Source organism: Chitinophaga sp. RAB17, assembly GCF_052114225.1.
In the GTDB taxonomy this organism is placed as follows: domain Bacteria; phylum Bacteroidota; class Bacteroidia; order Chitinophagales; family Chitinophagaceae; genus Chitinophaga.
Map to the genome: position 1 here is coordinate 764113 of NZ_JBFREI010000001.1, position 24865 is coordinate 788977.

General features: G+C 46.3%; 21 protein-coding genes. 11 read left to right on the forward strand and 10 right to left on the reverse strand.

Going from position 1 to position 24865, the window contains the following annotated elements:
- Window positions 1-20 precede the first annotated feature (20 nt).
- The 7 genes from AB4Z08_RS02800 to hemH all read right to left on the reverse strand — a co-directional run bounded on the left by AB4Z08_RS02800 (window position 21) and on the right by hemH (window position 8283).
- Window positions 21-995, reverse strand: a complete 975-nt coding sequence (locus AB4Z08_RS02800) for a LysM peptidoglycan-binding domain-containing protein (RefSeq protein ID WP_441572250.1) — start codon at window positions 993-995, stop codon at window positions 21-23.
- Between the two features lie 296 nt (window positions 996-1291).
- A complete protein-coding gene (locus AB4Z08_RS02805; RefSeq protein ID WP_441572251.1) occupies window positions 1292-2695 on the reverse strand; it encodes a methyltransferase RsmF C-terminal domain-like protein in 1404 nt (467 codons plus the stop codon).
- Between the two features lie 64 nt (window positions 2696-2759).
- A complete protein-coding gene (locus AB4Z08_RS02810) occupies window positions 2760-4226 on the reverse strand; it encodes an NAD(P)(+) transhydrogenase (Re/Si-specific) subunit beta (protein ID WP_441572252.1) in 1467 nt (488 codons plus the stop codon).
- A 121-nt stretch (window positions 4227-4347) separates the two neighbouring features.
- A complete protein-coding gene (locus AB4Z08_RS02815; RefSeq protein ID WP_441572253.1) occupies window positions 4348-4659 on the reverse strand; it encodes an NAD(P) transhydrogenase subunit alpha in 312 nt (103 codons plus the stop codon).
- A gap of 30 nt (window positions 4660-4689) precedes the next feature.
- The gene (locus tag AB4Z08_RS02820; RefSeq protein WP_441572254.1) at window positions 4690-5820 is read right to left on the reverse strand and encodes a Re/Si-specific NAD(P)(+) transhydrogenase subunit alpha; all 1131 of its coding nucleotides are present in this window, start codon (window positions 5818-5820) and stop codon (window positions 4690-4692) included.
- A 60-nt stretch (window positions 5821-5880) separates the two neighbouring features.
- Window positions 5881-7227 (reverse strand): protoporphyrinogen oxidase, encoded by a 1347-nt coding sequence (hemG, locus tag AB4Z08_RS02825; protein ID WP_441572255.1) that lies wholly within the window; start codon window positions 7225-7227, stop codon window positions 5881-5883.
- 9 nt (window positions 7228-7236) lie between these two features.
- Complete coding sequence (gene hemH / locus AB4Z08_RS02830) at window positions 7237-8283, reverse strand: ferrochelatase (RefSeq protein ID WP_441572256.1); 1047 nt, start codon at window positions 8281-8283, stop codon at window positions 7237-7239.
- 306 nt (window positions 8284-8589) lie between these two features.
- On the opposite strand from hemH, the gene hemA reads away from it, so the two are divergent.
- The 11 genes from hemA (at window position 8590) to AB4Z08_RS02885 (ending at window position 22220) form a co-directional block, all read left to right on the forward strand.
- Window positions 8590-9843, forward strand: coding sequence for a glutamyl-tRNA reductase (hemA, locus tag AB4Z08_RS02835; protein ID WP_441572257.1), 1254 nt, complete (start codon window positions 8590-8592; stop codon window positions 9841-9843).
- Window positions 9844-9847: 4 nt separating this feature from the next.
- Window positions 9848-10768, forward strand: a complete 921-nt coding sequence (gene hemC / locus AB4Z08_RS02840; protein ID WP_441572258.1) for a hydroxymethylbilane synthase — start codon at window positions 9848-9850, stop codon at window positions 10766-10768.
- Entirely contained in the window at window positions 10758-11540 is a 783-nt protein-coding gene (locus AB4Z08_RS02845) for a uroporphyrinogen-III synthase (protein WP_441572259.1), read from the forward strand. The genes hemC and AB4Z08_RS02845 overlap by 11 nt, the downstream gene beginning before the upstream one ends.
- A complete protein-coding gene (gene hemE, locus AB4Z08_RS02850) occupies window positions 11537-12565 on the forward strand; it encodes a uroporphyrinogen decarboxylase (protein WP_441572260.1) in 1029 nt (342 codons plus the stop codon). Before AB4Z08_RS02845 ends, hemE begins: the two co-directional genes overlap by 4 nt.
- A 6-nt stretch (window positions 12566-12571) precedes the next feature.
- The gene (gene hemF, locus AB4Z08_RS02855; RefSeq protein ID WP_441572261.1) at window positions 12572-13492 is read left to right on the forward strand and encodes an oxygen-dependent coproporphyrinogen oxidase; all 921 of its coding nucleotides are present in this window, start codon (window positions 12572-12574) and stop codon (window positions 13490-13492) included.
- Window positions 13493-13514: 22 nt separating this feature from the next.
- Window positions 13515-14486, forward strand: a complete 972-nt coding sequence (gene hemB, locus AB4Z08_RS02860; protein WP_441572262.1) for a porphobilinogen synthase — start codon at window positions 13515-13517, stop codon at window positions 14484-14486.
- Window positions 14487-14522: 36 nt separating this feature from the next.
- The gene (gene hemL / locus AB4Z08_RS02865; RefSeq protein ID WP_441572263.1) at window positions 14523-15809 is read left to right on the forward strand and encodes a glutamate-1-semialdehyde 2,1-aminomutase; all 1287 of its coding nucleotides are present in this window, start codon (window positions 14523-14525) and stop codon (window positions 15807-15809) included.
- Window positions 15810-15952: 143 nt separating this feature from the next.
- Window positions 15953-16375, forward strand: a complete 423-nt coding sequence (locus AB4Z08_RS02870) for a hypothetical protein (RefSeq protein WP_441572264.1) — start codon at window positions 15953-15955, stop codon at window positions 16373-16375.
- A gap of 129 nt (window positions 16376-16504) precedes the next feature.
- On the forward strand, window positions 16505-17623 hold the full coding sequence (locus AB4Z08_RS02875) for an efflux RND transporter periplasmic adaptor subunit (RefSeq protein WP_441572265.1): 1119 nt from the start codon (window positions 16505-16507) through the stop codon (window positions 17621-17623).
- A gap of 33 nt (window positions 17624-17656) precedes the next feature.
- Window positions 17657-20797: an efflux RND transporter permease subunit gene (locus AB4Z08_RS02880; RefSeq protein WP_441572266.1), complete on the forward strand. Its 3141-nt coding sequence runs from the start codon at window positions 17657-17659 to the stop codon at window positions 20795-20797.
- On the forward strand, window positions 20790-22220 hold the full coding sequence (locus tag AB4Z08_RS02885) for an efflux transporter outer membrane subunit (protein ID WP_441572267.1): 1431 nt from the start codon (window positions 20790-20792) through the stop codon (window positions 22218-22220). Before AB4Z08_RS02880 ends, AB4Z08_RS02885 begins: the two co-directional genes overlap by 8 nt.
- A gap of 143 nt (window positions 22221-22363) precedes the next feature.
- Here AB4Z08_RS02885 and AB4Z08_RS02890 read toward each other — a convergent pair whose 3' ends face one another.
- From AB4Z08_RS02890 to AB4Z08_RS02900, 3 genes are read right to left on the reverse strand one after another with little or no spacing between them, the layout of a single operon-like run.
- On the reverse strand, window positions 22364-23158 hold the full coding sequence (locus AB4Z08_RS02890; RefSeq protein WP_441572268.1) for an alpha/beta hydrolase-fold protein: 795 nt from the start codon (window positions 23156-23158) through the stop codon (window positions 22364-22366).
- Between the two features lie 35 nt (window positions 23159-23193).
- Window positions 23194-23991, reverse strand: a complete 798-nt coding sequence (locus AB4Z08_RS02895) for an O-methyltransferase (protein ID WP_441572269.1) — start codon at window positions 23989-23991, stop codon at window positions 23194-23196.
- A 14-nt stretch (window positions 23992-24005) separates the two neighbouring features.
- Window positions 24006-24743 carry a glycosyltransferase family 2 protein gene (locus AB4Z08_RS02900; RefSeq protein ID WP_441572270.1) on the reverse strand — a complete coding sequence of 246 codons (738 nt, stop codon included), beginning with the start codon at window positions 24741-24743 and terminating at the stop codon, window positions 24006-24008.
- Window positions 24744-24865: the final 122 nt, after the last annotated feature.

A 24865-nucleotide genomic window follows, 5' to 3' on the forward strand; every position in this document is an offset into this window, starting at 1 on the left:
TTTTTTATGTAAATAGTTACTTAGTTTTCGTAATTCAGCTCGCAATAAAAGCGGGATTCATTACTTCCCAGGGCCTGCATAGCACTGTCGCTCAACTTGATAATCAGGCCTGCATTGGATTTCATCTGCGGAATTACATCCAGTACTTTTGCATATACCGCTTTACCATTCAGCGGATTGGTTACTTTGATGATGGTACCACGGGGAGCCGTATTATGCAAAGCATAATATTTCCCAACGGCATTGCTCTTAAACCAGGTACCAGGGCCTTTTTCAGAGCCGGCTTTTTTACCATTGTTGGTTTGTTGCTCATACAGTTGTTCAAAATCAGCGCTGCTGTTGGCCGCTGCCGGTTTAACCGGAGCAGGTGCAGGTGTTTCTGCTACTTCAGGAGCGGGTGCTGTTTCTTTCTTAACAGTTTCTTTCACCGGAGCTGGAGCAGGTGTTGGTGGAGCTACTACAGCTGTTTCCACTGGTTCTGGTACCGGTGCAGCTTTTTCTTTCTCTTTCGCTTTCACTTTCTCCACTTTAGAAGCAACTTCCCCAGCGGCGCCACCAGCTTTCATAAAGCCAATGATCACGTAACTATCTTTTTTCAATCCATCACCTGAAAAACTATTCCATTGACGAATGTTGTCCAGAGGAACTTTGTTGTAATTCACACTTACCCGGTATAAAGTTTCTTTGTCGGTTACTTTGTGATATACAGGTTTACCTGCTGCATCTGCCTTCTGTGAGAAGTTGGCGGCGGTGAGCGGAATATGCAGGTTATGTCCCAGTTGCAATCCCTGTTCCATAGTCACTTTATTCGCAGCGGCTATTTCCTTTGGCGGCAAACCGTATGCACGGCTGAGGCTATAAAAATTTTCTCCTTTCTTAACAACATGGGATATGTAAAGGGCGGGTGAGGTACCTTGTACCTGCAGCGTGTCCTGCGCCTGCACCGCTCCTGCACTAAAACCAAACAAGACGATTGATAGAATCGATTTTACCATACTAACTCTGTTTATGATTGATAATCTGCCTGCTGCTCCGGATATTTTTGCTCTCGTATAAGATACCCAACGACAACCTAATTATACCATTGCAGCACCAAAAAATCTGGATTTTTTATTTGCTATTTCGGGCAACGAATATATGCGTTAAAATTGACAATTTTATTTAATAAAACAAACGAAAAATTCCTCCTTTTGTTGTGGTAACCGGCATAAACAGCTACGACACTACATACTCAGCAAATAGCCGTTGGCAGCGCATTTCAAAGTTGGCACAGATCGCACTCCCCTATTCTTTACACCCCGGTAATTTCTTTCAGGATACGCAATTCCTTGGGGTAATAATTGTTCATGCGGTTGGGTAAAAATTTAGCCCAGCCCAGATTCATTCCCTCATACCTTACCAGCGACCAGCCACGCACCCCGGTGGTTACACCCGGATCTTCCTTGCGAAGATATTGTAATGCCTGCTGTAAATTCAGCGAAACTGCCGGCAAATCGTCAGATACCAGCATACTCGCTGCCAGCTGATGATCAGGAATCAATTCTTTCTGTCCTGGCTGCCCTGCTTTTACGCCTGCTTTGCGAATATACAATTGTTGCTGCAACAATGGCATTTCCGCCGCCAATAAAGGTGGTAATATCAATACTTCGTCCTGATGCAGGAAGTATTGGTAAGATGGCGGAATATTTAACCAGGGAGTGATCACATCCCGTTGCCGCGCTGTAAGCGCCACCCGTTTCTGCTCTTTTGGTCTGCGGACAGCACCGCCGCTGCGCTTACGGAAGCAGGCAATAAAAAAGCCTTCTCCTTTCAGCCGGTCCGGATAAAAACGATATCCGGTACAATTACGTTTATGCGTTACCGTTGGTATAATCTCCCATTGCTCTTCCAGCGGTATCGTAATATTCTCCAGCTCAAAATGGTCTGCCAGCCAGTCCAGGATCACTTCATCTTCTTCGGCCGAAAAAGAACAGGTAGAATAAATAACAATACCATCTTCTTTCACCGCAGGTAATACATCTGCCAGAATCCGCTGTTGCCGCTGGCTACAGAGGGTTACATTTTCCGGTGACCACTCCGACACCAATTCCGGATCCCGGCGAAACAAACCCGAACCGGAACACGGCGCATCCACCACCACCAGGTCAAAATAACCAGGTAGCCTGGAAAAATCCCGGGGATCATTGTTACTCACCACTACATTGGGTGCCCCCCATTTAGTAAGATTATCTGCCAATAATGCAGCGCGCACTTTTATCACTTCATTGGCCACCAATAAGCTGTCAGGGCTAATCAGCGACTGCAGCAACGTAGATTTGCCACCCGGCGCCGCACACAGATCCAGGACTTTCAGCGGAGCAGATAAATCTACCGTGGCACGCACGGCTTGTTCCAGGAACATCGACGATGCTTCCTGCACGTAATAAGCACCTGCATGAAAAAAAGGATCAAAAGTAAAGGAAGGTCTTGCCGGTAAATAGTATCCCTCACTATTCCAGGGTACTTTGCTCACACCAGCAGCAGATAAGGATTGAAGCACCTGCTGCGCTTTCTCCGGCGATTTAATTTTAGTAGGATTCAACCGCAGGGAGGTAATTTTTTCTGCGGCAGCATGTACTCGTTCAAATGTTTCCCGGTTATAACCCGGAAGTCCTGCTAACGAATCAAGCAGTGCCGCTGGTAAATGACTGGACAAAGGAATTTTTTCCGCAAAAATAATGAAAATGCAGATTTTATTCTCCCGTAAACCAAACTCGTTATTATACCTCCTTAATCGCCGTCAGCAACTCCTGCAGCACTTTCTTCGCATCGCCAAACAGCATAGAGGTTTTAGGTTGGAAGAAAAGATCGTTTTCTATACCGGCATATCCCGGCTTCATACTGCGCTTGTTCACAATCACCACTTTGGCATTTTCCACTTCCAGTATAGGCATACCGTAAATGGGACTGGCAGGATCGTTTTTGGCAGCAGGGTTAACCACATCATTGGCGCCTAAGATCAATACCGCATCGGTAGTAGGAAATTCAGCGTTGGCATCTTCCATCTCCAGCAATTTTTCATAAGGTACATCCGCCTCCGCCAGCAACACATTCATATGCCCCGGCATACGGCCTGCTACAGGATGGATGGCATATTTTACCACTACCCCTTTTTCTTCCAGCATCTTCTCTAACTCATGACAGGCATGCTGGGCCTGCGCTACGGCTAATCCATATCCCGGCACAATGATTACTTTATTGGCGTATGCCAGTACTACAGCAGCATCACTTAAACTGATTTCCTTATAACTTCCCTGGTCTTTGCCGCCAGCAGCCGATGCCACAGCACCGCCACCAAAGGAACCTATCAGCACATTTTTAAGCGAGCGGTTCATGGCCTTACACATCAGGATGGTGAGAATAGTACCAGCAGAACCTACCAGTATTCCACCTGTGAGCATCACCGGATTGGCATATAAAAATCCACCACAGGCGGCGGCTACCCCCGTAAAGGAGTTTAACAGGGAGATGACTACCGGCATATCTGCTCCGCCGATCGGGAGCACAAAAAGTACTCCGTAGAACAATGCCAGCAGGAAAATAAGATAGAAAATAAGGAGACCGGTACCCGCTGAAACAGCGAACACCAGCAGCAACCACACCGACAATCCCACTATTAATGCCAGCACGCCCAGGTTCAGCAGGTGCTGCCCCTGGAAGGAGAAATCTTTTATTTTCCCGGTCAGCTTTCCCCAGGCAACAATACTGCCGGCACAGGACACCGCACCAATCACCAGACTCAGTAAAATGATCACCACTGTTCCTTTTGAAGCAGATGACTCCAGTAACTGCAGCATCAAATGATCATCTGTAACAGGTGCATATAAATTCTTTGTCAGTGCATGAAGATGGTTAAACTCTACAATGGAAATCAACGCCGCACAAGCGCCCCCCATCCCGTTAAACATACTCACCATTTCCGGCATCGCTGTCATCTTCACTTTTTTGGCAGACAATACACCAATGACACCACCTATCAGCAGCCCCGTAAATATCCAGCCATAATTGTGCAGGGGAACCTCATTTACTTTATAGAGAAAGATAGTGCCTGCAATAGCAAGCGACATACCGGCAGCCGCTATCAGATTGCCTTTGCGGGCAGTATCCGGTTTACTTAACATCTTTAGTCCAAGGATAAAAGTAACAGAGCCGATCAGGTAGATAATTGATAAAATGCTGGATCCCATATAAGTAGTGCTTTAGCTGTTAGCCATTAGCTTTTAGCTTCTAGTAAATGCAGCGAAGAATAACATAACATCACCTTCGCTGCATTTACTAGAAGCTATGGCTAACAGCTGGTTCGGTTTTCTATTTCTTTTTTCCTTTGAACATTTCCAGCATACGGTCTGTCACCACAAAGCCGCCCACTACATTGACCGTGCCCAGTATCACTGCCAGAAAGCCGATGATCAGCGCCAGGTAGTTATCTGACTCTGCCTTCCCCATCACAATGATAGCGCCTATTATCACTACGCCGTGGATAGCATTGGCTCCACTCATCAGGGGGGTATGTAGTACAGACGGCACTCTTGAAATCACTTCCACCCCCAAGAAAATGGACAGGATAACGATGTAAATCAGGTCAATATGCTGGTGAAGAAAAGTGAAAATATATTCCATGTTTAATGGGTGTTTTTACATTCCTAACTACTAAGCAGGTTGCATCATGCTTTTCACACGCTCATTCACAATTTCTCCGTTATGTGTGATACAGGCTCCCTTTACAATATCGTCCCCGAAATCCAGGTGCAGGGCTCCTTCTTTGGTGAGAATCAATTTCAGGAAATTGAATACATTTTTTGCATATAACTTGCTGGCATCAGCAGGCATGGTCGCTGGCAGATTAGAGTTCCCTATGATGGTAACCCCATTATAATGCACGGTTTCATTGTTTTTAGTAACAGTGGTATTGCCACCTGTAGCTGCTGCCAGATCTACAATTACAGCGCCGGCACGCATACGGTCCAGCATTTCATTGCTGATGAGTATAGGCGCTGCCTTGCCCGGAATCTGCGCAGTAGTAATCACGATATCTGCTTTGGCAATGCTTTCTGCAATACGTTGCTGTTGCTGTTGTTTATAAGTTTCGCTTTGTTCTACCGCATAACCACCTGCTGAGGAAGCATCTGCTGCTCCTTCCACTTCGATGAATTTTGCACCCAGACTCATCACTTCTTCTTTCACTGCCGGCCTGGTATCAAACACTTCCACTACTGCCCCGAGGCGGCGGGCAGTGGCAATGGCCTGCAATCCGGCCACACCTGCACCCAGTATCAGTACTTTGGCAGGAGCAATACTACCTGCTGCCGTCATCAGCATCGGAAAATAACGTGAATAGCTATACGCAGCGAGCAATACTGCCTTATAACCGGCAATATTAGCCTGAGAGCTGAGTACGTCCATCACCTGCGCACGGGTGGTGCGGGGAATAGTATCTAAACTGAAAGCGGTAATATTTCTGGAAGCCCAGTACTCTACCTCGTTTACACGATAGAGTGGTTGTAAGATGCCTGCAATGATTTTACCGGCGGGTATCTGATCTGCCAGCTCCCGGGATGGGGGCTGCAGCGTAAAAATAATGTCTGCTCCGGAAAGAATATCTGCGGCGGTTTTAATCAATGCTCCTGCCTGCATATAGGCGTCATCGTTATAGAAGGCATTGTCGCCGGCTCCCTGCTCCACCCACACGGTCACCGACATTTGTTGCAGTTGTTTTACTACCTCAGGGACAAGAGACACCCTGGTTTCGCCGTTTTTTTCCTTTAAAATTCCTGCAATCATCTGGTGGAAATTTATAATGGAATTTAAAGAAAAAACGGCAACAACGAACTATTTTTCTGATTAATTTTTCTTCAGCGAAGCGGCGAAAGTAGCGGCATATTGCAGTAAAGCCGGGATAGCCACGCCTTGCAGGTAATTACCGCGGATATATATACCAGGATATTTTTTTTCAAAATCTGCTACCGCACTACGCAACTTAACATGCCCTACATTCAGTTGCGGAATGGCTTTTTCCCAGGTACTGAACCGCTGCATCACTGGTGGTGCAGATAAATGCAGCAAAGAAGTAATCTCCTCTACTACACGTTGTTGCCATGTTCCAGCATCCAGCTGATCAAACAGCTGCTCCTGTCTGGCCCCGCCCATAAACACCGTAAACAGTATTTTTCCTGCCGGGGCTTTCTCAGGAAAAATCGCGGAATTGCAGATAGCTCCCAGGAAATGCATATTTTCTGCATGTGGTACCAGGAATCCAAAACCATCCAGCGGTTGTGGCAGCGCTGTCGCATCAAAACCCAGGTGCAATACACCCATACGCGGATAAGGGATACCTCGCAGCAATGCCGCAGTAGCGGCATCCAGGGAAGCAATCGTTTCTGCGGTACAGTAAGCAGGGCTGGTCACCACTACTCTGGTAGCCGCAAAACTGGCAGAGACACCGTTTTCCACCGCACTGACCATATACCCGCCGCCCGCTTCAATGATACCAGTCACTTTGCAGTTAAAGCGTACCGGCGTTGTGAGCAATTGCTGCAAACGATTGGTAAGTGCCTGGTTGCCTCCTTTGAAACTGATGATTTTTCTGCCGCCCATGGCCGCTTTATTCTTCATCAATCCTTTGGTAACACTTCCGTATTCCTGCTCCCATCGCGGCAATGCAGGCAATACTTCCGCTATACTCATCCGGTCAGGATTACCGGCATAGATGCCCGATAATACCGGGTCAAATACATAATCGGCTATCTCTTTATTAAATCTCCTGGTAACAAAGTCGGTCACCGTTTCCTCTGTTGATACAGGTGAAGATTTCCGGAAACTTTCGGTAAACAAACGCCACTTACTGCTACGACTCAGATAAGCCGAAGCCATGATTTTAAAAGGATGTGGAGAAACGCCATGCAATTGATTGTTTCTGACAAGGAAACGATGTTTACTGGCGGCAGTAGCCTCCAGTATATCTGCTTCCAGACCCAGTTCCCGGAAGAACGTTAATATTTCCGGCGAGGCGGCAATGGTATTGGCGCCTGCGTCCAACTCAAAACCATTCTCCCGGAAGGATTGCATTACACCACCCGTATGACTGGATGCTTCCAGCACCAGGTAGGGCACCTGTTGCTTTTGTAGTTCATACGCAATACTCAGCCCGGCAATGCCGGCGCCGATAATCAATACGGGTTGTTCAGACATATGGAAAGATTAGACTACTTGTTCTTGTGCTATAATCTCCGTACAATATTTCACCACTGCTTTTACCCACATCGGATGGATATTCAGGCAGGGGATCATGGTAAATGTTTCACCACCACTATTCAGGAAAGAATGCTTTCCTTCTACCGCTATCTCTTCCAACGTTTCCAGGCAATCAGACACAAAAGCCGGACATACAATCAACAGCTTTTTCTTTCCCTCTGCAGGCAACGTTTCCAGCAAACCAGCCGTATAAGGCTTCAACCATTCTTCACGTCCCAGTCGAGACTGGAAAGAGATCCCCCATTTTTCACGGGGTAATCCCAGTTGCTCCGCTACCAGTTCCGTGGTAACGGTAATCTGGTGACGATAACAGAAAGGATGGGAAGCTGATTTAACATGACAACAATCATTCACTTTCATACAATGGGCGCCGGTAGGATCTGCTTTACGCATATGCCTTTCCGGTAAACCATGATAACTGAAAAGTACGTAATCATATTCCTGTTGCAGGTATGGACGCATACTTTCCGTTAATGCATTGATATAATCCGGTTCATCATAAAACGGCGGAACGATGGACAATTTGAATTTATACTTCTTTTTCCGGTAGATCTCCTGCGCATATTCTACGGCTGTTTCATAAGAAGACATCGCATAATGCGGATACAACGGAAACAGTACGACTTCTTTCAGATCAGGATTTTGCTTCAACAGGTTGTTGTAAGCCACTTCCGGACTGGGGTTACCATAACGCATAGCTATTTCCACCGGAATTTCCATATCGTTCTGCACAGCCATCTGTAATTGCCTTGTAAGTGCCACCAGCGGGGATCCTTCTTCCCACCAGATAGATGCATAAGCTTTGGCAGATTGCTCTGCGCGCTTTGGAACGATGATACCCTCGATTAATATCTTACGAAACAACCATGGATAATCTATCACACGCTTGTCCATCAGGAACTCATTCAGATAACGCTTTACATCCGGCACGGCTGTAGAGTCAGGCGATCCAAGGTTCATCAATACTATTCCAACATCAGATTTCGATACCATTTCTTATAAATTGCAGCAAAGCTAAGGAAAAAGCAGAAAGCAAAAAGCGGAAAGCAAAAAGCTGCCCACATAAGACTGTAGCGGATATCGAAAAATCCAGCTTATCTTCGCTATAGGTGCTTTCTGCTTTATGCTTTCAGCTTTTAGCGCCATCGTGTCATCCTATTGTAAAGAAAAAAAGCTGATAAAAATCATTTTTTGCTGGTGCTGATTACCAGTAGTAGAAATGACACACTAATGACAGCCTAAACCCGTTTGTTTGGGACGTATGAAAGTACTTTTGCAACCGGAAGCTTATACAAGAACATGCAGGTCAGTCATTCAAAAGAAATAGCAAATTTTCATATTGTTGGGATCAACTATAAGAAAACAGACGCTGCTATCAGGGGATTATACGCCATCAATCCGGCTCAGTATCAACAACTCCTGGAGCATGCCAGGGCAGTACAACTAGACGATCTATTTGTACTATCCACTTGTAACAGAACGGAGATATACGGATTTGCAGCCAATCCCGGGCAGCTGATAGACTTGCTATGCAGGGAATCAAACGGCGACAAAAGCCAACTGGAAGAATTAGCCTATATCAAGTCAGGAGAAGATGCCATCAGGCATTTGTACCAGGTAGGTACAGGTCTGGACTCCCAGATCCTTGGCGATTATGAAATCATAGGTCAGATACGCAACGCCACGAAGTTTGCAAAGGCGCACCAATGCCTGGGCAGTTTCCTGGAAAGACTAGTGAACAGCGTATTGCAGGTTTCCAAACTCATTAAAACAGAAACAGGCCTCAGCAAAGGCACCGTATCTGTGGCTTTTGCCACCGTAAGGATGCTGGAACGTATTTGTCCTGATGTAAAAGATAAAAAGATTGTGTTGCTGGGTGTTGGCAAAATAGGCCGTAACACCTGCAAAAACATGATCGAATACCTTGGTGTAAAAGAAGTGACCCTCATTAACCGCACCATGCAGGTAGCCGCAGATTTTGCAGGTCAGCACGGATTGAAATACGCGCCCTACGAAAATATGGTCAGCGAAATGCAACAGGCAGATGTAATACTGGTAGCCTCTAATGCGCCACAGCCCACCGTATTGGCGCATCATCTGCAAACGTCATCCCCCAAACTGATTGTGGATCTTTCTATTCCATTTAACGTAGAATCTGCTGTAGGAGAGCTTTCCCACATCACCCTCGTGAATGTGGATGAACTTTCCAAGGTACAGGACGAAACACTGCAGAACAGACTCGGTGAAGTACCAAAAGCCATCGCCATCATCGATGAACACATGGAGGAATTCCTCTACTGGTATAAAATGCGCAAGCACGCAGTGGTATTGAAAGCAGTGAAAGATAAGCTGCATGAAATACATACCCGCGAAATAATGCAGCAAAAAAACGGAGGCCACTACAAAATAGAAGATATAGAACTGGTGTCCTCCCGCATCATACAGAAAATGATTAATCTCATGGCAGGTAAAGTACGTAAGGAAACCGATAAGAGTGACCAGTACATTGCTATGATCAACGATATTTTTGAGACCGGAGTTAACCAGGAATAAAAAAATGGATAAAGTTATCAGGATAGGTACAAGAGAAAGTCAGCTGGCCTTGTGGCAGGCAAACCAGGTAAATGATCTGCTCACCGCACAAGGCTACCGCACCGAACTGGTACCCATCAAAAGCGAAGGCGATATTGACCTGGTCACACCCCTTTACGAAATAGGCGTACAAGGCATCTTCACAAAAAGCCTGGACCTGGCACTGCTCAACAATCGTATAGACATAGCCGTTCATTCCTTCAAAGACGTTCCCACACAGCTACCTAAACAAATCGTACATGCCGCCATACTCAAACGCGGCCCCGTAAAGGATTTGCTGGTATATAAAACAAATACGAATTTCCTGGAACAACCTGACTATGTTGCCAACATTGCCACCAGCAGTGTACGCCGCAAAGCACAGTGGCTCCGCAAATATCCGCAACATCAGCTGCACAATCTGCGCGGCAACGTCAACACCCGCTTACAGAAACTGGCCAACGAAAACTGGGATGGCGCCATCTTCGCAGTAGCAGGCCTGGAAAGAATTAATGTACGCCCTGCTACTTCCATTGATCTCGATTGGATGCTGCCAGCTCCCGCACAAGGCGCGGTAGTAGCCGTATGCAGAGAAGATGATATCTTCTGCCTGGAAGCTTGCGCTGCTTTCAATCACGAAGAAACAGCCCTGGCCACACATATAGAACGCGAATTTTTACGTACCCTGATGGGCGGTTGCACCACCCCTATCAGCGCATACGCTTATATACAAAACAATACCGTACATTTTAACGGCGAACTTTGCAGCCTCGACGGGACCGGCTTTTTCAGCACCTCCCGCGAAGTACCACTGACACAGGCACAACACCTGGGCCAGGAAGCAGCGGAAGAGATTATGGCGCAGGGTGGCGCTGAAATTGTAGCACAGATCAGAAATGCAAAATGATAAATACCGCATATTAAGCACCAGGCATTTAACAGACAGCTCTATCGCTGTAGCTGGTGACAATGGTATTTTCATAGAAGTAAAAGATTTTATCCAGATAAAACCAATCACACTTCCTGCATTGAAAGGAAGTACTCCAAGCTGGAACAATAGCAGTATATCTGATATTTTCCAGCCGCCTCATGTCTCTGTTTTTACAAGTGCCAATGCCGTAAAAGTATTGGAACAACACTATTTCAGCATAAACGGCTTCAGGAATAATGGTCTCCATACTTTTTTCAATACCAGGAATGCCAATATCTGCTGTATCTCCGGCAAAACACTGCAAAAAGCCATGGAGGTATTTCCCGATTGCAACATATTGGCGTCGTCATCCTACGGAAGTGAACTCGCCACCGCTATCATTGCACGGGGAAACATCATGGAAGTAAATTTCTATTGCGGCAATCAGCGGCGGGATGAATTACCTGCCGGATTAAAACAGGCTGGAATCCAGGTTAACGAATATGTTATCTACGAAAATATTCCTGCCCCAGCCGTCACGGCAACAGATTATGATGGCCTGTTTTTTTTCAGCCCCAGCGCTGTAAAAAGTTACCTGTCCGCCAACAGACTGGATAGCAAAACCGTTTGTTTCGCTATCGGCAGAACAACCGCCACCGAACTGAGGGAATACACAGACAACAAAATTATAATGAGCACCGACATCAGCGAAGATGCCATGGTGCAAACAGCTATATTTTATTTTAACAACATTAACTGCTACGAATGAGCGCATTGAAGAACGATTTATTGCTGAAGGCCCTTAAAGGTGAAACTGTTTCCCGCACGCCCGTATGGATGATGCGCCAGGCTGGTCGCTATCTCCCGGATTATATTAAACTGCGTGATAAATATACCTTTTTCGAACGCTGCGAAAATCCGGAACTGGCAACAGAAATAACAGTCATGCCGGTAGACCAGGTAGGTGTAGATGCTGCAATTATTTTTTCTGATATCCTTGTAGTTCCGCAAGCCATGGGCATGGAAGTACAGCTGGTAGAAAAAATAGGCCCCTTACTGCCTGCCCCTATTAAAACCGCACAGGATCTTCAGCGTTTATGCGTTCCCGATGTACAGGAAAGATTACACTACGTATTTGAAGCACTGGCTCTCACCAAAAAAACACTTGACGGTCGTGTGCCCTTGATTGGCTTTGGTGGCGCCCCCTGGACTTTACTCTGCTACATGGTACAGGGCAAAGGCTCCAAAACTTTTGATGAAGCAAAAGCATTCTGCTACCAGCAGCCTGCAGTAGCACATCAGCTGTTGCAGATGATCACCGACACTACCATCGCTTACCTGAAAGCACAGGTAGCGGCCGGCGCAGATACTGTACAGGTATTTGACTCATGGGGTGGCTTGCTCAGTCCGCAGGATTTTGAAATATTCTCTTTACAATATATCCGCCAGATAGTGGCAGCGATGAAGGATGTTTGTCCTACCATCGTATTTGCCAAAGGTGCCTGGTTTGCCCTGGAAGATATGGCCGCTACCGGCGCTCATGGCCTGGGCATAGACTGGTGCATTAAGCCTGAACTGGCGCGTCAGTTTGCTGGCAGCAACATCACCCTGCAAGGCAATTTTGATCCGGCTAAATTACTGGCACCAATTCCGGAAATTGAAAAGGCCGTGAAAGAAATGCTGAAAGGATTTGGCAGACAACGTTACATTGCTAACCTCGGTCACGGCATTTTACCAAATGTACCGGTAGATCATGCCAGAGCATTTGTGGAAACAGTTAAAGCACACGGATAATTTACCATGAGCATTAAAAACGACTTCATCGCATTCATACACGGCTTGCAGGACGATATCTGTGCCGCACTGGAAAAAGCAGATGGTAAAGCTACCTTCCGCGAAGACCAGTGGGAACGCCCCGGTGGTGGTGGCGGCAAATCACGTGTAATCGCTAACGGCAACGTATTTGAAAAAGGTGGCGTAAGCACCTCTATCGTACACGGTGAATTACCCGAAGCCATGGCACAACAGTTTGGTGTTACCAACAGCCAGTTTATGGCCTGCGGTATCTCCCTGGTGATTCATCCGCTGAATCCTTTTGTGCCTACAGTACATGCCAATTTCCGCTACTTTGAGCTATATGAACAGGACGGAACGTTGAAAGACAGCTGGTTTGGTGGTGGCGCTGATCTTACGCCCTACTACCTGGCCGAAGAAGATGGTATTCATTTTCACCAGACCTTCAAAAATGCCTGTGATCCTTTTGGCGCAGACCTGTATCCAAAATATAAAAAACACTGCGATGAATATTTTATCAATAAACATCGTAATAATGAAGCACGTGGCATAGGTGGTATATTTTTCGACTACCTGCGCCCCGATGAAAACACCACGGCTGCCCAAAGGCTGGCCTTCTCCAAAGCCAATGGCAACGCTTTCCTGGAAGCCTACATCCCTATTGTGGAAAAAACTAAAAACCTGCCCTACACAGAAGCACACAGAAGCTGGCAGGCATATAGACGTGGCCGTTATGTAGAATTCAATCTCATTCACGACAGAGGGACACTTTTTGGCTTAAAAACCAATGGCCGCACTGAGTCAATTTTGATGAGCCTTCCGCCGGTAGCCCGCTGGGAGTATGACTTTCATACCACACCGGGAAGTCCTGAAGCGCAACTGCAGGAGTTTTTAAAACCACGTGACTGGATAAAGCCCACTATATAAAAACAATAAAATTTTTATAAAGATGATCAGAAGAAACAGAATTTTAAGAGTATCTCCCGCCATCCGTGCAATGGTAGCGGAAACAATTGTAAGGCCCAGCGATTTCATCGCACCGCTATTTGTTACCGAAGGAGAAAATGTGAAGGAAGAGATCAGCTCTATGCCAGGTTATTTCAGGTATTCACTGGACCTTACCATTAAGGAAGCCAAAGAACTCTGGAGCCTGGGTATTAAAAGTGTGTTGCTGTTTGTAAAAGCACTGGATAGTGTAAAAGATAACAAAGGAACTGAAGCCGTTAATCCGGACGGATTAATGCAACGTGCTATCCGTGGCATCAAAAATGCCATCCCCGACATGATTGTGATGACAGATGTGGCCCTGGACCCTTACTCTTCTTACGGTCATGATGGTATCGTAGATGGTACTGAAATTGTGAACGATCCTACTGTGGAAGTCCTCGCCCGCATGAGTCTGAGCCATGCACAGGCAGGTGCCGATTTTGTAGCCCCCAGCGATATGATGGACGGCCGCATTCTCGCTATCCGTAATATCCTGGAAGAAAATGGTTTCGACAAAACAGGTATCATGGCTTACAGTGCCAAATATGCGTCCTGCTTTTACGGTCCTTTCCGGGATGCACTGGATTCTGCTCCCGGCTTCGGCGATAAAAAAACATACCAGATGGACTACGCCAATTCCCGCGAAGCCATCAAGGAAACACTGATGGATATTGAAGAAGGCGCCGACATTGTAATGGTAAAACCAGCGATGGCTTATCTTGATATCATGCGCATCATTAAAGATCGTACTACCGTTCCCGTTAGTGCATATCATGTAAGCGGTGAATATGCGATGATTAAAGCAGCAGCAGAAAGAGGATGGCTGGATGAAAATAAAGCGATCCTGGAAAGCATGACCAGCATGAAACGTGCGGGTGCGGATCTGATTGCTACCTACTTTGCAAAAGATGCCGTAAAACTGCTGAATGCATAATTCCCTATATTGCGTAAAATAATAAACCACCAACAGATGTACAGCAAAAGTGAAATGTTATTCGGGAAAGCAAAGCAGGTAATTCCCGGCGGTGTTAACTCTCCCGTACGAGCATTTAAAAGTGTAGGCGGCACACCCGTATTTATGGAACGCGCAAAAGGCGCCTACATGTACGATGTAGATGGCAATCAGTATATTGATTATATCAATTCCTGGGGCCCGATGATCCTCGGTCATGCCTATGAACCGGTGATAAAAGCCATACAGGAATATGCCACTTACTCCACCTCTTTTGGTGCGCCCACTGAACTGGAAATAAAGATCGCAGAACTGATCGTTTCCATGGTGCCAAATATTGATATGGTACGCATGGTGAACTCCGGCACCGAAGCCTGTATGACAGCGTTGAGACTGGCCAGAGGCTATACCGGCCGTAACAAGTTTATCAAATTTGAAGGTTGTTACCATGGTCACGCCGATGCATTCCTGGTAAGCGCCGGCAGCGGTGTAGCTACCCTCGGAATACAATCTGTTCCTGGTGTAACAGCCTCCGTTGCACAGGATACACTTACTGCTCCCTATAATAATTTACCTGCGGTAGAACAACTCGTAGCGGAACATGGTGCCGATATCTGTGCTATTATTATAGAACCGGTAGCAGGTAACATGGGCTGTATTCTGCCACAACCGGGATTCCTGGACGGGTTGCGCAAAATCTGCGATGAAAATAATATACTCCTCATCTTTGATGAAGTGATGACCGGCTTCAGGCTGGCACGTGGTGGTGCACAGGAACTACTGGGTATCAAAGCCGACCTGGTGACCTTCGGAAAAATCATCGGCGCCGGTATGCCGGTAGGTGCTGTAGCTGGTCCGAAAGAAATCATGGAAAATCTGGCCCCGGCCGGAAAGGTATACCAGGCAGGCACATTAAGCGGTAACCCTATCGCCATGATTGCCGGATATACCCTGCTTCAAACACTCAACGACAATCCTGTTATTTACCAGCAACTGGAAGAAAAAGCCAGTTACCTCGTAAACGGATTAAAAGAAGCATTTGGCGCCGCAGGTGTTGTACACAGCATCAACCAGATGGGATCTATGCTGAGTGCACATTTCACAGAATATCCTATCGTGGATTTCTCCGCTGCCTCTGCTGCCAACAATGAATTATTTAAACGTTTCTTCCATGCCATGCTGGAACGTGGTGTATATCTGCCACCTTCCGCCTTCGAAAGCTGGTTTATGAGTAATGCACTCACTACCGAAGACCTGGACAAAACAATAGCTGCCGCTAAATCTGCCATGCAGGCAATCAAATAGTTAACAATTCAATCCTGTGCTGAGTGGAAAAGGCTGTCTCTTTAAAAGAGACGGCCTTTTATTTTTTACCGGCCATCCAAAAATATTTCCTTTACAATAAACTAACCTATAAATAATTCTAAAACGATTAATTTTGCGGTTTAATGAACGAACGTATACACATATTAAAACGCTGGACAATGGTCTGTTTCCTGCTGTGCTTACAGCTGGTAACCGTTACCCTGCCCACGTTTGCAGCACATCGCCATTTTTCGCTGCATGATATCAATATACAACAGGCGCAGGCAAACAGACTGCAAAATCTCGTTCATAACATTCCGGTGCACCTGGAAGCAGATGATGAAGGAACGGATGTATGGCATATCACCAAACATCGCCGCAAAACCCGCTGGTATCTTTCCGCTACTGCACCACAGGTAAGTACCGCTACACGTATTGTATACCTCGATGCAGATAATACTGCACGTAGTATTTATATTCCTGTTAACAAAACCGGAGAATACGAACGGCAGAAATCCTTCCGGCCGGCGTACTATTCTTTCCTCTTCCGGTTTACCCCCTTCTGAGTACAGCAACATTTTCGTTTGTATTTTTTTTCAGGGAGATGCCTACCTTTTCTGCTACCATAGCGGAATAGCATCTTACTATGTTGTATTCACTTATTCCGGACAAACCGGGATCAATATCTTATTGCTATGCGTCAATATACAGGGATCTTTACATCGCTGATCGTTCTTTTCATGGCCGGATGTGCCACCAAAGGAGAAAGCACTGATAATGCCGAATTAAAAACATTGCCAGTAACGGTACTGGTTACAAAAGATACCATCCTGCACCGCTCTTATGTAACAGACATACAAGCCGTACAAAATGTGGAAATACGTGCACGGGTAAACGGATTTCTTGATAAAATATATATCGATGAGGGCCAGGAAGTAAAAAAAGGACAGTTACTTTTTGGTATCAGTGATGCAGAATACCGCGCAGAACTGGCCAAAGCCAAAGCCATTCTCAGCAGCATGGTAGCGGAAAGCAAGGCCGCTGCCCTGGAACTGGATCGTGTTACGATGCTGGTGGATAAAAAAGTAGTGGCCCCTTCTGAACTGGAAGTAGCCAATGCAAAGCTGGCGGCAGCACAAGCCAAAATTGAAGAAGCACGTTCTGCTGCTGCCAACGCGGAAATGCATTTATCCTACACCAGCATCCGTGCACCATTTGATGGCATCATAGACCGTATCCCCTTAAAGAAAGGCAGCCTGATCAGCGAAGGATCCCTGTTGACTACGGTATCGGATACACGTGAAATATACGCTTACTTCAACGTATCAGAAACAGAATACCTCCAATACAATAAGGCCATCGCCAAAGGCGACAACAGTTACCGGCAGGTAGCCCTGGTACTGGCGGATGGTACCGACTACCATCATACCGGACAAATAGAAACCATAGAAGGCGAATTCGAAGAAAATACAGGCTCCATCGCCTTCCGTGCACGTTTCCCCAACCCTTCCAAACTACTCAAACATGGCGCCAGCGGCAAAGTAAGACTGACCACTGAAATGGACAGCGCAGTGATTATTCCGCAAAAAGCAGTATTCGAAATGCAGGACAAAAACTACGTATTTGTAGTAGATGCAGCGAATAAAGTAAAGATGAAAAACTTTATTCCGGCGGCACGTTTCGCACATTTCTACATCGTTAAATCCGGATTGCAACCCGGCGAACGAATTGTATGTGAAGGCGTACGCAACATCCGCGATGGAATCGAAATTTCACCACGCAGCCTGCCCATGGATAGTTTACTGAGTTTATAATCACCCGGCTTTTCAGCTGAAATAAAGGAACCAATGTTTGAAACTTTTATAAAACGGCCAGTGCTATCACTGGTCATATCGCTTATTATCACCCTGGTAGGCTTGCTGGCCCTGTTTACACTACCCGTTACACAGTTTCCGGATATCGTGCCGCCTTCTGTAACAGTAACGGCTAAATATACCGGTGCCAATGCAGAAGTATCTGCCAAAGCCGTATCCACACCATTAGAAAGAGCCATCAACGGTGTACCGGGCATGACATATATGTCGTCTGTATCCAGCAACGATGGCATCACAGTTATCCAGGTATTTTTCCAGGTAGGCACAGATCCCGATCAGGCGGCGGTAAACGTCCAAAACCGCGTAGCCACCATCATTGATGAACTGCCGGAAGAAGTGATCAAAGCCGGGGTAACCACAGAAAAAGAGGTGAACAGTATGTTGCTTTACCTCAACGTGATGAGTGAAGACACCACCCTGAACGAACAATTCATCTACAACTTTGCAGACATCAACGTACTCCAGGAACTGAAGCGTATTGATGGGGTAGGCCGTGCAGAAATCATGGGCGCCAAAGAATACGCCATGCGTATTTGGCTAAAACCCGATCGCATGCTGGCTTACAATGTATCCGCAGAAGAGGTGATCCAGGCTATCCGCAAACAGAATATTGAAGCTGCTCCCGGTAAAACAGGCGAAAGCTCCGATAAAAATCCACTGATGCTGCAATATGTATTGCGCTACACCGGCAAGTTTTTCGAACCGGAACAATACCAGCAGATCGTGTTGCGTGCAGGTCAGGATGGTTCCGTTCTCCATCTGAAAGATGTAGCCGATGTGGAATTCGGCTCCCTCACATATAGCATGGTATCAAAAACAGATGGCAAGCCCTCTGCGTCTATCATGCTCAAACAGCGTCCTGGCTCCAATGCCCGCGAAGTTATTAACAATGTGAAGTCGAAGATGGAAGAAATGAAAAATACCTCCTTCCCTCCCGGCATGACCTTCAATTTCAACTATGATGTATCCCGCTTCCTCGATGCGTCTATTCATGAAGTAGTACGCACCCTGTTTGAAGCATTCCTGCTGGTATTCATCGTGGTATTTATTTTCCTGCAGGATTTCCGTTCCACACTCATTCCCGCACTGGCGGTGCCAGTGGCGCTGATAGGTACACTGGCATTTATGCAGATGATGGGCTTTTCCATTAACCTGCTGACCCTTTTCGCCCTGGTACTGGCCATTGGTATTGTGGTAGATAATGCCATTGTAGTAGTAGAAGCCGTTCACGTAAAAATGAGTGAGGAACATCTCCCTCCTATGGAAGCCACGCTGGCTGCCATGAAAGAGATCAGCGGCGCACTCGTGGCCATTACGCTGGTGATGTCGGCCGTATTTATTCCAGTGGCATTTTTATCCGGCCCGGTGGGCGTATTCTACCGGCAGTTTTCGCTGACACTGGCTATTTCCATTGTGATTTCCGGTATCAACGCTGTAACGTTAACGCCTGCACTCTGTGCTATTATGCTGAAGGATACACATGGCAAGCCCCGTAAAAATAATTTGCTACAACGTTTCTTTAATGGCTTCAACAAAGGTTACAATGCTACAGAAAACAAATATTCAAAGCTGATCAGCTTTATCGCCGGCAGAAGACTTATCACACTGGCTGCACTGGTATTCTTTTTTGCCGCTACCTGGGGCATTAGTGCCATACTACCTTCCGGCTTTATTCCTACAGAAGATCAGGGCATGATCTACGTGAATGTTACCACACCACCGGGTGCTACTGTGGAGCGTACGGAAGAAGTACTCGACCAGGTACAAGCCATTGCTGCACAGCTGGGCGAAGTAGAATCCGTATCTACCCTGGCAGGATACAGCCTCGTGAATGAAGTAGCCGGTGCCTCCTACGGTATGGGCATGGTAAACCTCAAACCCTGGGATCTGAGAAAAGCATCCGTGCAGGATATCATTGAACAACTGCAAAAACTAACTGCCGGCATTGCAGATGCCAGCATTGAATTCTTCCCGCCTCCTACTGTTCCCGGATTTGGTAACTCCAGCGGCTTTGAATTGCGTTTACTGGATAAAAGTGGCAGTGGTGACTTACGGCAAACGGCTCAAATCACCAATCAGTTCATTGATGCACTGAAAAAAAGACCGGAGATAGGAAGTGCCTTCACCAGCTTTGACGCAGAATTTCCACAATACCTCATTCATGTGGATCAGGCCATGGCGGCCAAAAAAGGTGTGAGCATAGAAAATGCGATGAGCAATCTGCAAACATTGATGGGTAGCTTTTACGCCTCCAATTTTATCCGCTTCGGGCAAATGTATAAAGTGATGGTACAGGCAGATCCCCACTATCGCACCAAGCCAGATGATCTGTTACGCCTGTACGTTAAAAACGACCGGGGCGAAATGGTATCCTACTCCGACTTCGTGAAACTGGAACGCGTATACGGACCCGAACAACTAACCCGCTATAATATGTATACCGCTGCCATGATCAATGGAGATGCCAAGCCAGGCTTCAGCAGTAGTCAGGCAATTGCAGCAGTACAGGAAGTAGCTGCCAAAGAATTACCCAGGGGTTATAGCTATGAGTGGAGCGGTATGACGAGAGAACAGATTCTTTCCGGTAACCAGGCTATCTACATTTTCATGATTGTACTCGTGTTTGTGTACCTGTTGCTGGCAGCCCAATATGAAAGCTTCCTGCTTCCACTACCGGTGTTGTTGTCACTACCGGCAGGCATTTTCGGCGCCTTCCTGTCCCTGAAGTTACTGGGACTGGAAAATAATATCTATGCACAGGTAGCCCTGGTGATGCTGATAGGATTGCTGGGTAAAAACGCGATCCTCATTGTAGAATTTGCGATCCTGAAAAATAAACATGGAGCTACAGTGCTCGCAGCTGCCAAAGAAGGCGCAGTATCCAGGTTGCGCCCTATTCTCATGACCTCCTTCGCATTCATTGCCGGGCTGATTCCGTTATGCATTGCCTCCGGAGCCGGTGCTATGGGTAACCGTTCCATTGGTACTGCCGCTGCGGGCGGTATGCTGATCGGAACCATTTTCGGGGTATTGATCATACCTGGATTATATGTGCTGTTTGCCTCCATGATCCCCAAAAAATCTGTAGAACTAAAAGCTTACACCAATGAATAAACATATTTATCAATATACATTATACGCCTGCCTGGCCGCTACTGCAATGGCCTGCAGCACACAAAAGGAATTATCACTTCCCGAACGTATAAACGTACCAGTTAGCTCCGGTAATAACAGTGATACGCTGTCATTAAGCAACTTTACCCAGGTGTTCAATGATCCGTATTTGCGTACACTCATTGATACTGCCCTGCATAATAATTTCGATTTGTTATCCGCTGCACAACGGGTAACCACAGCACAGGCCAACCTGATGATGGCCAAAAATGCGTGGCTGCCAACGCTGAATGTGGCTTTATCTGTCGGGGTGGATAAATATGCAGACTATACGCTGAACGGTGTGGGTAACTACGACACCAACCTGTCGCCCAATATCAGCAAAGATCAGCGCATCCCCGGTCCTACACCGGAGTATTTTGCCGGCCTGAGAAGCAGCTGGGAAATAGATCTCTGGGGTAAATTAAAAAATCAGCGGCAGGCCGCCTATGCCCGCTTTCTTGGCAGTAAGCAGGGACGCCGGCTGCTAATGACGCAGATAGTCGCAGGTGTTACCGGCTTATATTACGAACTCACCGCCATGGATAATGAACTGGCGATTATACAACGCAACATCAAATTACAGGAAACTGCCGTGGCCACTGTGCATATTCAAAAAGCCGGCGGTCGCGCCACAGAGCTGGCGGTACAACAGTTTACCGCACAGCTGCTGAGCACACAGGCATTGGAATTTGGCGTAAAACAGGAAATTGCTTCACTCGAAAACCAGCTCAATGCACTCCTGGGCAGACTACCACAAACGATTGTACGCACAACTGTAAAGGATGCGCAGGCCCTACCCGGTGCTGTAAAAAATGGTATCCCCGCCGGTTTGCTGCTGCAACGCCCGGATGTACAACGTGCAGAACTGGAATTATTGGCCGCAAAAGCAGATGTAAAAGCAGCGCGGGCTGCGTTCCTGCCTTCATTAACTATTACGCCTTATGTAGGTTTCAATGCATTTAAAGCGGGAATGTTGTTCCAGTCACCTGCTTCCATCGCATGGGGCGCTGCAGGCAACTTAATGGCCCCCGTCTTCAATAAAAAACAGATAAAGGCACAATACAACATCAGCACGGCCACTGCGTTTACTGCTTTCTATGATTATCAGCAGGCCATTGTAAATGGCTATCAGGAAGTAGCTTCTGCACTGAACAAAGTAGAAAACCAGCAGCAGGCATTTACGCTGAAAAACAAAGAGGTATTGGTATTGCAGGAAGCAGTATCTACTGCCAATGTATTATTTACTACCGGTTATGCCAATTACCTGGAAGTCATTACAGCTCAAAAAAGTGTACTGGAAGCCGAACTGGCGTTGGTGACTACCCGCCGGAATGTATACCAGGGGATGGTATCATTATACCGTGCACTTGGGGGTGGGTAATGCAGCGGATTTTGTCTTACCCAGGATTATACTGATTTTGATGATTTGCCAGATTTTGTTTGATTTCTTAAAATCAAAAGAAAAATCATCAAAATCAGTATAATCCTGGGTAAGACAACAACTCGCAGCGCTATTCTCTATTGCTATTTCTTTTTATGTTCAAACAACCAGGTCATTAATCCTGGTTCTACAAATACATTGTCCCAGCTGTTATGTCCTACCCCGGGATATTCTGTATATTTTTCTTCCGCACCCAGTGCTTTCAGTTTGGCATCATATGCTCTGGAAGCTTCTACAGGCACTACTTTATCATCACCACCGTGGAAGATCCAAACCGGTACTTTTTTAGCAAACCGGCCCGCTTCAGCTACATTGCCTGCTCCACAAATAGGAAAGGCAGCCGCAAATAATTTAGGCCTTGTGCTGATCATATAAAAAGTACCCATACCACCCAGGGAGAGACCGCCTATGTAAACGCGTTTCGTATCAATTTTCCCGCTGGCCAGCAGGCTGTCCAGTAAGGGATTAAGTAAGGCTGTAGGTGGCGTGGGTCCCTCATTCAGCGGAAAATCACCTCGGATGATTTTCCCGGTGCTGTCGCGGTCAAATTTCATGGGTGCCCAGGTTTGATTGGGCGGACATTGCGGAAAGAGTACAAAGGCGGGGTAGTTGGTGCGGATACTATCGCGCAGGAACATATCACCGCCATGCAGCAGCTGGGCATTATTATCAGCACCTCTTTCCCCTGCTCCATGTAAAAAAATAATCAGAGGGTATTTTTTATGAGCATCGTAGTTGGCTGGCAACAGTAAACGATAACGGAGGGTATCGCCTTTACGGCTAAACGATTGATAAGTATACTGCGAAAGGTCCTGTGCAGCCGCTACCATACCGGTCATCAGCAGGCAGCCCAGGAGAAAGATTTTCATATAACGCATATCGGGAATTTTATACCCAATATACTACCGGAAAATCAGTATTTCAGCGTGAAGTGCTGTTTGATCTTAAAATCTTTCCGGAAAAACACCAACCCTATGAAAAACAGGTCGATAGTCATCGTGACTTGCGGATGCTCCTGTATAGTGTGCCAGGCGGCTTCCATATCAGGTGTCCAGTGGATATCATCAAAAATAAAAACGGAATACTCGTCTGCAAACTGAAGGCACTGCTCAAAATAAGCCAGTGTAGGCTCTTTACGGTGATTACCGTCTATGTACACCCAGTCAGGCAGCTGCATCTGCTTTAATACATCGGGTAAAACGGTATCAAAATTACCGGTTACCTGCTCAATGTTCTTAATATGCAGGGCTTCAAAATTCTTGGCTGCACGGGCCGCTATGTTAGGGCACCCCTCAATGGTAAATATTTTGGCATGCGGAGCCGCTTTTGCCATATATGCCGTAGAAAGGCCCATAGAAGTCCCCAATTCCAGGATACGCCCCGGCTGGAGGTATTGTATCAGCCGGTAGAATAACTGGCCGAATTTAGGCTGTTTTGCCGCATAACGGGTAATGTCCCGCACCCGACGTTCATTACCGGCTGATATCAGTGAGCCCGCTCCCAGGTCAGTGACCTGTAGCGTTTCATTACTTTGCAGTAGTTGTTTGCGCAACTGTTCTATTTCTCCAAAAGCGGCATGCTGCTTTTTATCCAGCAATACATCTTCTATCAATGCATATACAAAAGGTGAATGTACATCGTGGCGATTGCCTGAAGTGAAATAATATTTGAGATATTTCCCGGCTAAATTATACTGTTGCGCTAAACCCACTGGCTATATTAATTTTAATAAATCTTTCCTTTCATCATGCCCCACATATGCAAACGATGCTGCAGGGATACTCTCAATACACCCAGGCCGTAAATAGCACTGCGCTTGAAATTAATACTGGAGGCTTCGTCAAAATATTTGGTAGGACAGGTTACTTCTGCAATATCGTATCCTTTCATAAATATCTGCGAAATCATTTCATTGTCAAACACAAAATCGTCATTATCAGCCATATAGTTGATATTACGCAGTACCTCCGCAGAAAATGTCCGGTAGCCGGTATGATATTCACTCAGCTTCTGACCAATCAGGATGTTTTGTGTCAACGTTAAGAAACGATTAAATATATACTTATACATAGGCATCCCACCCTTCAGGGCGCCTTTGCCAAGGATCCTGGAGCCAAATACTACCGGATACACGTCATTGGCAATAATACTACACATCGCCATAATGAGCTTGGGCGTGTATTGATAGTCGGGATGCAGCATCACTACTATATCAGCACCTAATTCAAGGGCTTTATTATAGCAGGATTTCTGGTTACCGCCATAACCCTTGTTGTTATCATGACGGATCAGGTGTTTAATACCCAGCTGTCGCCCTACTTCCAGGGTTTCATCTTTACTGGCATCATCTACCAGTACTACATCATCAACAATTTCAAAAGGGATTTCCCGGAATGTTTTTTCCAGCGTAAGCGCTGCGTTGTAGGCCGGTAATACAACCACAATCTTTTTGTTATTAAGCATGAAAGTGGATCAAATTTGGACGCAAAGGTAAGTCACCTGCCGATAATTCAAAATATATATGGAAAAGCATTATTTCACCACCTATCATGATTTAATTTTAACTGTTATTAATTATTTATCTT